The sequence below is a fragment of the Pseudoalteromonas luteoviolacea NCIMB 1942 genome, from assembly GCF_001625595.1.
Taxonomy (GTDB): domain Bacteria; phylum Pseudomonadota; class Gammaproteobacteria; order Enterobacterales; family Alteromonadaceae; genus Pseudoalteromonas; species Pseudoalteromonas luteoviolacea_A.
Genome location: NZ_AUXT01000075.1, coordinates 1 through 7,058, shown reverse-complemented (window position 1 = coordinate 7,058; position 7,058 = coordinate 1). Strand labels below are relative to the sequence as shown.

Annotated in this window: 6 protein-coding genes; 2 read left to right on the top strand and 4 right to left on the bottom strand. The window is 41.6% G+C overall.

Annotated features, from left to right (window positions below; genetic code table 11):
• Positions 1 to 268: 268 nt before the first annotated feature.
• A complete protein-coding gene (locus tag N482_RS05025; RefSeq protein WP_063376034.1) occupies positions 269 to 2,800 on the bottom strand; it encodes a TonB-dependent receptor plug domain-containing protein in 2,532 nt (843 codons plus the stop codon).
• A 121-nt stretch (positions 2,801 to 2,921) separates the two neighbouring features.
• A complete protein-coding gene (locus tag N482_RS05020; protein ID WP_063376033.1) occupies positions 2,922 to 3,845 on the bottom strand; it encodes a LysR family transcriptional regulator in 924 nt (307 codons plus the stop codon).
• 96 nt (positions 3,846 to 3,941) lie between these two features.
• Here N482_RS05020 and N482_RS05015 point away from each other — a divergent pair, with 96 nt between their 5' ends.
• Positions 3,942 to 4,310, top strand: coding sequence for a cupin domain-containing protein (locus tag N482_RS05015; RefSeq protein WP_063376032.1), 369 nt, complete (start codon positions 3,942 to 3,944; stop codon positions 4,308 to 4,310).
• A 49-nt stretch (positions 4,311 to 4,359) separates the two neighbouring features.
• Here N482_RS05015 and N482_RS25490 read toward each other — a convergent pair whose 3' ends face one another.
• Together N482_RS25490 and N482_RS25485 are read right to left on the bottom strand one after the other, a co-directional pair.
• Positions 4,360 to 4,911 (bottom strand): amidohydrolase family protein, encoded by a 552-nt coding sequence (locus tag N482_RS25490; protein ID WP_231100792.1) that lies wholly within the window; start codon positions 4,909 to 4,911, stop codon positions 4,360 to 4,362.
• Positions 4,912 to 5,053: 142 nt separating this feature from the next.
• Complete coding sequence (locus N482_RS25485) at positions 5,054 to 5,839, bottom strand: hypothetical protein (protein ID WP_231100791.1); 786 nt, start codon at positions 5,837 to 5,839, stop codon at positions 5,054 to 5,056.
• Between the two features lie 117 nt (positions 5,840 to 5,956).
• Here N482_RS25485 and N482_RS05005 point away from each other — a divergent pair, with 117 nt between their 5' ends.
• A complete protein-coding gene (locus N482_RS05005; protein WP_063376031.1) occupies positions 5,957 to 7,042 on the top strand; it encodes a winged helix-turn-helix domain-containing protein in 1,086 nt (361 codons plus the stop codon).
• The last annotated feature ends 16 nt before the right edge of the window (positions 7,043 to 7,058 follow it).

The window sequence follows — 7,058 nt, the reverse complement described above, 5'->3', positions numbered from 1 at the left end:
AGACGCCTGAGGAAGTCTTTTTACTTGATAGTTTATAATGGTGCACTTGCATGTTGAATTCGGGAGCAATGTGCATGAGACGCTATCGCCTGTAACGCAAGTGGTCTTGACGGCTAAACCTCCGCTGGTTAAGTAAGTGTGTCCGTAATTGTATTTGAACTTTATAAGCTCAATCTAAATGCTGTAATATATACAGTTGATTGCGTAGAGGAGAATGTAAAAAATGGTGCACTGAAAAAGCGCTCAATGCACCAAGAACAATTTTTATTTAAAAGCTAAAGCTGACTTTCGCGTAATACGTCATCCCGTCAAAACCATAGGGTAGCGCTCTTAGTGGATAGCGCATCGCACCGTTGGTAATGAAGTTTAATACCTCGTCTTCTCCAAGTTCGTCAGGCGTCTCATCAAAGATGTTATCAATCCCTACAGACAAATTGAGGTTTTTAGTCAATTCATACCCGAAATTCACATCAACTAAGACCGCAGACTCAACGACACTCGTTTGTTGCCAGCTATTAGTCGATGATAAAAAGTCCGGTAGCACAATGTGTCTGCCAGCAAAGTAGCTTACTTCGGTCTCACCAAAGTAGTTGAACCTTAACAAAGATGACCATTGTTCTGTTTGGTAATCAAACGTCAAAGTGGCACGTTCTTGCGGTTGGCCGTGGGTCAAAAATGAGCGGCGTTGTTCATCAAGCGCAATGGTATCGGGAATGCCATCAGGAGAGTTAACTCTATCGATGGTCGTTTTATTTTTATTGGCTGCAAAGGTAATTTCAAGCTCGCCATCACCAAAATCTGTATTGTATGACGCAATCAAATCAACCCCTTTGGTGGTTGAATCTAAGGAGTTCGAGAAGACGTTTCCTTGAACAGCGCCTGTTGCTTTTAACGCAGTATTTGCGTCTGCAAAGTTTTCAAGTTCTGCGCTGTCAGCACCGATGAAGCTACCTAAGTTAATTCTGTCGTAAATTTTGATCTGGTAGAAATCTAAAGTTAGCGATAAGTTGCTGCTTACATCCCAAGCCAAACCCAAGTTGTAGTTGTCTGATGACTCAAGTTTTAACCCATCTATTCCGAGTGCTGAAGGGAAGGGAGATCCAGCCGTTGCAGTATATGAAGTTGCTAAAGAACCGTCGCCTCCTAATGTCGTCGTAAATGCTGTATATCCTGACTGTTGAAGTGATGGTGCTCGGAAGCCCGTTGAGGCGGCCGCACGCACAGCTAATTCTTCAGTTACCTCGTAACGACTTGCTAATTTCCAAATAGTGTCGTCGCCTGAATCAGACACATCTTCATACCTTAGTGCGGCACTGACTAGCCAATTTTCATTGAGTAGTGTTTCAGCCTCCACGTAAATAGCATGGCTGGAGCGATCGGCACTGTTTGCTGCATCAGGTCTTAAACCCTGATATGCTTGAAAACCACAGTCAGCGAAAACTTCTGGGTTTATTACAGAGGCAAAAGATCGCTCGGCGTTAGAGGTGCCGCAAGCGTATGAGGCGACTTCACCAGGCACGATTTGGTAGTTTTCTTTGCGATATTCAGCACCGATAGATAGGTAGATAGGCTCTGCATTGTCTCTGTCTATCACGCCATTGATATCTAGGTTTGTTGTCCATTGATCAAAGCGGAACCCCCCTGAGTATCCACCCCTAGGTCCCGCATTATCGGCAATATCTTGACTGCTGGCATTGGGGTTATTTGCTAAATACTCAGCGGCATAAGACGCATTGATAGTATTTGAAGAAGAGTAGTCGTATTGGTTTTCGCCATACACCGTGGATAAATCAAAGTTCCAATCTGGATTGATGTCTCCTTTTACACCCACTGCAAAGGAGATATCTTCTGCTTCGTTGTCAATGCGAGGTAAAAACCCGTCAGGATAAACCTGTGGGACATTACGTTCTGCGCGGTCAAAGTCACGATAAAAGCCATTACCTAATGCCGTTCTGTTTGAGTAACCGGCAAATGAATAGAGCTCTTTATCTCCCATTGGCAGTGCTGCATTGTAGAAAATAGACATAAATTCACTATCTGAATTTCCTTGACGCCAGCGAATAGTGTCAGATAAATTGCCTTTAGCGATTGTAGAGGAGCCCCCGGTATCTCTTTCTGCCCTATTAGTACCGTCGGCATCTCTGTACTCTAAAGATACGTTAATAAACCCACCTTCATTGCCAATATCGAAGCCGCGGTTTAACCCAAACGCATAAGTGTCACCATCACCCTCACCAGTAGAGCTGCCTTGGAAAAAGCCAGTAGTGACACCCGTTGAGTCGTTCAAAGATAAGTTGATAACGCCTGCAATTGCATCTGAACCATATCTTGCCGCAGCACCGTCACGCAAAATCTCGACATTCTTTAGTGCCATCATAGGAATGGAGTTCATATCAGTTCCCGCAGCGCCTGCGCCTACAGTTCCCGACAAACCGAAGATGGCTTGAGTATGCCTTCTTTTTCCGTTGATAAGTACTAATGTTTGGTCTGGTTGTAAGCCCCTTAAAGTTGCTGGACGGAACAAATCCGAGCCATCAGATACTTGAGTTCTACTAAAATTAAAAGACGGGGCAATAGATTGAAGGCTTTGCCCTAATTCTGTGAAACCACCTTTGTTGAGTTGTTCAGTATCTAAGATATCGATTGGAGAGGTTGACTCGGTGGCGGTACGGTTTGAAACTTTTGAACCGAGAACTGAAATTGTTTCAATTTTTTCTTCGGTTGGCTCATTGGCTTGCGCCATCGTGGTACTTGCCAATAGTGCTAATGCTATTGGCGATAGCTTGAGAGATCCTGTCATAACTTACTACTCTATAATTATTTTTTGTTTTAACGGCTTTGCCTGCCTTAGAAGTTGTCATAAATAAAACTCAAGTGCAATAATTTTGTTCTAAATATGTAAACAGATCATCTGTGCATAACTATGAATATCCTTCAAGTATTTGTGCTGCAATAGTTTCAAGCTCAGAACGTAGCCATATTAGACCTTGGTCTAAGTTGTATGATGGATGCCACACCATGAACAATTTATAGTCAGGTAATGCGAGAGGTGGCGCTAATATCTGTACATTTTCAATGTCATGTTGCCTGATAGAGAGACTAGGGACCGTAGCGATTAAATCACTGTTGCTTACCAGTTCAACAGCGCTCATAAGCTGTGGGATTATGGCCGCTATATGACGTGACTTTCCGAGCTTTTTAAGTTCGTTGTCTAAACTTCCGCTTTCAGCCCCCCAAGGGGAGATAAGTATATGTTTTGCATCTAAGTAAGCATTTAAAGAAAGTTTATTTGAAACAATAGGGTGCTTTTTCCGAGCAACCACGCGATATTGCCCAGATATCAATTTTTGCTGGCTAAGGTTATTTGCGAAAGCTTGTTCGTGACTAAACGTCAGGACCAAGTCGATATGATTAGAAGACAACTCTTTATTTGGGATCTCCGAACTAAGATCAATGACCTTAATTCGTATATTGCTTTTAAGTGCGGATAGCATGTTCAGCAGGGGATAGATAAATAGCTTAGTTGTAAAGTCGGTCGCAGCAATAACAAATTGTCGATTTGTCGTATTTTTATTAAAGCGATTAAGGCCATTTGCAACCTGATTGAGAATGGCAAGGCCTTGCTGTGTGAGCGGTTTAATCTCAAGTGCTTTTTGAGTCGGGAGCATCTTACCGCTTTCTCTGACAAAAAGCGGGTCGTTAAATGCAATTCTAAGCCTTTTTAATGCATGGCTCATAGCAGATTGGCTCAAGTTTAAACTTTTTGCAGCGCCAGACACGCTTTGGGTTTGGTACAGCGCGTCCAGAACTAACCAAAGGTTTTGGTCAAATTGTCTTAGATTCATAGTATGTATCAAATTCATGATTATCTGAAAAATGTACATTTGATTCATGTTTAATTGCAAATTAATCTATGTGTAGGCTAAAGAGGGGCATTAAAAGTGAATAAAAACGTTGTAATCAATTTGGCAGAGAAATTGACACTTTTTGACGAGCACTGGTCACCCAAAGTGATTGGGCAATTGAATGATTACCAAATAAAATTAGTGAAAGTACTGGGTGAGTTTACCTGGCACCAACACGATGATACAGATGAGTTATTTTTCGTTTTGAAAGGGCGATTAGATATACATTTTAAAGATCGGGTTGAGGTACTCAAAAGCGGAGATATGTTTATTGTGAAAAAAGGTGAGCAACATAAGCCTGTAGCAGAACAAGAGTGTGAAATTTTGCTCATTGAGCCAAAAGGTGTCGTCAACACTGGTGAAGCTGGTAGTAAGTTGACCGCACAAAACGACGTGTGGATATAAAAATACACCTAGCGTTGTAGTGGGCTTATAAAGCTAGGTATATTTCAACTCACTTTACATTGTTAATATGAAACTGATCTCTTTGGTGGACGGCCCCATTTAGGATAATACGGTCAATATCGTCGTAAGCATCGACTGACTCAAGAGGGTTAGAATTGAGTAGCAGAATATTTGCAATTTTGCCCGGCAGAATGGTCCCATATTTTGATTCTAGGCCATATGCCTTCGCATTGTTTATTGTGGCGCTAGCTAACAGTCCGACTAAGTCCATGCCAGCGTCGTGTATATTTTGTAGCTCCCAAAAAGTAGATAATCCGGGTTGGGAAGCGTAAGTCGGGGCAGGAGGCGTGTCTGAGCCCAGTAATATTTCACCGCCATGTTGGTATAGGTAGTTGAGAACGCGTTTTCCGTTGGTTTGTTTGGTACGCATGTAATCAATTTTTTGCTGGTGTGTCAGGCCTTGCCAGCCAGACACCATTTCGCGCGCAAACCATTGCCCACTGTGGGATGTATACCAGCCTATTTGCCAAGTAGGTAATACCGTTTTATATCTTGGCTTTTCCAAATGATTTGGCACGATGACGTCTGTTAGACTGCGCATGACATTTAAAGACGGTTGGTAGTAAGTCTGAGATTTTAAGATACCATCTGCAACTTGCTGTACATTTTTTGGTAACTCTTGAGAATCACTGTCCCCGCGTTGATGCTCATCTAACCAATTCCAAATACCATGAGCCAGAATATCAACGTGCTATTGAATGCATATCGGTAGCATTGGCGTGAACCATTACAGGTAATTTTTGGCGGTTTGCTTCTGCGACAATTTGTTTAATATTTTCGTTATCAATGAGGCGTATATTTTTCGCCTTATCAAACCCATCTTCTAGGTATATTTTGGTACAGATTGCACCGTCTTGTTTCATTCTTTTTACCGCAACTGTTGCTTCGTGCAAAGAAGTGACGGCCGGCGAGGTTAGGTGAGTTGGGTCGCCATGCTGATGAACATAATAAGGTTTGCGCTTGCTAAGGTGCTGATATTTTATGCCTTGAGCCGCATAGCCTTGATATATTGGCATTGCACCACAAAAGTACGCGTTAGGTGATATGTTATATTTTTTAAAGTCCGTGATGCCTTGCGCGGTATTTGCTGGGTCTATGACTTGTGTTACACCATAAAATAAGTAGTTGCTGCCTTGACGCTTTAAATAGGCTGCCTGCATGTTTTGGGCGTCTTTGTCTGTTTTTAAAAGTCCAGGCATCGTCCGTAAATGTGTGTGACTATCGGTTAAGCCTGGGATTAAAAATTGTCCATCAGCACTTATTATCTGTTTTGCCGATGGCTTTTTCTTTTTATCTGAGATTTCAAGTATTCGGCCTTCACTAATTGACAGCCAATGATTGGTTTTTATAGATACTTCGCTTTTGCTTATCGGTGATATAATCGTTGCATCGGTTACGAGTAAATCGACTTTAGCGTAAGCCAGGTTTGTCGTAGTTAATAGGGCAGTAAGTTGTATATATTTTTTCATAAGACCTCCGTTATTGCACAGAGCTTATAAAAACTGAGACCGATTTAATGAAAATCCAATAATAGAAACCTTAAATTTCTCTTAAAAAATAAAAAAGCAATAAAAACAAAAGCTAATATGAATTCAGAGCTAGAAAAATTTCGCGTCGGAAAGTGGGTTGTCACACCTAAATTAAACAAAATGCAGCATGTAAGCACTTCTTCTGTACATATTGTTACGCCAAAAGTTATGGCGCTTCTCACTATCTTGATTGCAAACCGCAATAGCCCTCTAAGTGTTGATGACCTTGCCCAGTTGGTGTGGCCTAACAGATCTGTGTCTGATAACTCTGTTTATCAAGCGGTCGCAATGTTAAGAAAGGTGCTCAATGAAGATAGTGATATTGATTACATCGAACGTATTTCTAGCCAAGGGTATCGGCTGTCTACTGAAATTGATGTGTGTAATTTTGATACTAAGTTAGTAGAAAACAAACCAAAGCTTCAATCACTTTTGCTTATAGGTGCTGCGATTTTAGTACTTGTTGTTATGTTGGCTATTCATGTTCTTAGTACAAAAAAGCAAATTAATTCAGACAGTGACCCCCATTTTGAGGCTGTATCCTTAGCTAAGCATCTTGCGAAATCAAAGTTACCCGAAAGAATTACCAAGGCGAAGCAAATTTACACTGAAGTTTTGGAAGTAAGTCCAGAGCATACTGTGGCGATGAGTGGTCTCTGTAATACGTACATGGCTTTATCAATATATGGCTCATTCCCTGAGTCACTGGTGGACGCTTCATGCCGACCACTTTTATCTAAGGCTTTGGAGCTTGATGGCAACAATCCTGATGTGCTTGCCTCACTTGCAAGATTAGAAACCTTAAGTCGAAGGTTTGACCAAGCGAAGGTATATTTTGATCGAGCGCTTTCTTTGTCAAATCACTCACCCATGTTGTGGCATTGGTACGGACGTTTTCATCGAGAGAAAAATAATCTAGATGAAGCGCTAGAAGCCCATTTAAAAGCGTTTAAGCTAGCACCTAACAACCCTACTGTGTTACGAGGGCTGGCATATACCTATTTGAATCGCAGAGACTTAAAAAATGCGCGAAAGTATTTTGAGCGCAGTGTTGAAATCGCACCTCACGTTAAACATATTGCGCTTTACCAATTAGATTTTTATTTGTTGAACATGCAAAGAGTGCAAGAGTATAAAGTTTGAATCGCCCCGGGTTTGC

Bases quoted from the DNA above. Each gene is read 5' to 3' on its own strand.
- N482_RS05025 (WP_063376034.1), bottom strand. From the start codon at position 2,800: ATGACAGGATCTCTCAAGCTATCGCCAATAGCATTAGCACTATTGGCA.
- N482_RS05020 (WP_063376033.1), bottom strand. From the start codon at position 3,845: ATGAATCTAAGACAATTTGACCAAAACCTTTGGTTAGTTCTGGACGCG.
- N482_RS25490 (WP_231100792.1), bottom strand. From the start codon at position 4,911: ATGCGCAGTCTAACAGACGTCATCGTGCCAAATCATTTGGAAAAGCCA.
- N482_RS25485 (WP_231100791.1), bottom strand. From the start codon at position 5,839: ATGAAAAAATATATACAACTTACTGCCCTATTAACTACGACAAACCTG.
- N482_RS05005 (WP_063376031.1), top strand. From the start codon at position 5,957: ATGAATTCAGAGCTAGAAAAATTTCGCGTCGGAAAGTGGGTTGTCACA.